2 protein-coding genes are annotated in these 976 nt (G+C 69.7%); both read right to left on the reverse strand.

The genetic code is table 11. The features are described from left to right. Positions 1-469, reverse strand: a 469-nt coding sequence (locus AC1DPN_RS19500) for a hypothetical protein (RefSeq protein WP_477086439.1), incomplete at its 3' end; no start/stop codon positions are given. 201 nt (positions 470-670) lie between these two features. Then, a partial coding sequence (locus AC1DPN_RS19505) for a hypothetical protein (protein ID WP_477086440.1) occupies positions 671-976 on the reverse strand: 306 nt, incomplete at its 5' end.

Here is a 976-nt window from a genome sequence, read left to right on the forward strand (position 1 = left end):
CTGTCTGCTGCCAGCGACCCAGCCAGCTGTTGAAATGCCCACCAGGGCAGGCATCGAGGTCGATGTCGGGCACGGACAGCTCCACGTAGTACCCGTCGAACCCGTCGACCGTCACCGGAACGGGCTCCGTCCCGGATCGCATCGGCTGGGCGGCGAGGGCATCGGCCAGGTCCGCCGTCGTCGGCCCGACCCGGACCACCAGCGCACCGGCCTCGCACGGGTGCGTGTAGATGCTCTCGACGTTCCAGATGAACAGCACACGCGCGTCATCCGTCTCCCAGCTGCCCGACCGCACGCCGACGCCCGCGCTGACGAACCCCTCAGGAACCGACACCACAGGCACCCGGAACCCGGCCGGCGCCCTGTCCACCGGGAACAGGTAGAACCCCGGCTCGACGCGCGTGTCGCTCGCACCCAGCGCCAGCGGCTCGACTTCCGCACCGATGGCTTCGGCGCTCGGCGCCGGCACGGGCGCCTCCGATGTGCACGCCCCGAACGTCGAGACGGCGAGGACCGTGCCCGCTATCAGAAGGACGGACCTGGTCCGGCTCCGACGAGATCTGGCGTGCTCACGTGTCCGCATCATCGACTCCTTCTCGTGCGTCGCGGCGCCGGGTTCAGGCACGCCGGTGGATCCCCCGGCACCCGGGGGTGTTTCGGTACGGGTTGATCAGGGCGCGGGCGCGAACGTCGCGGTCGTGACCATGTCCTTGAACTCGGCCAGCTCTTGCCCGTCGACGCCCGCGGAGTGCGAGGCGTCGAAGACCATGCGCTGACCGTCGACGTCGAGGATCCAGAGCATGTCGACCTGCCCGGCTGTCTGCTGCCAGCGACCCAGCCAGCTGTTGAAATGCCCACCAGGGCAGGCATCGAGGTCGATGTCGGGCACGGACAGCTCCACGTAGTACCCGTCGAACCCGTCGACCGTCACCGGAACGGGCTCCGTCCCGGATCGCATCGGCTGGGCGGCGAGGGC

This window comes from Cellulomonas sp. P4_H4 (assembly GCF_056400865.1).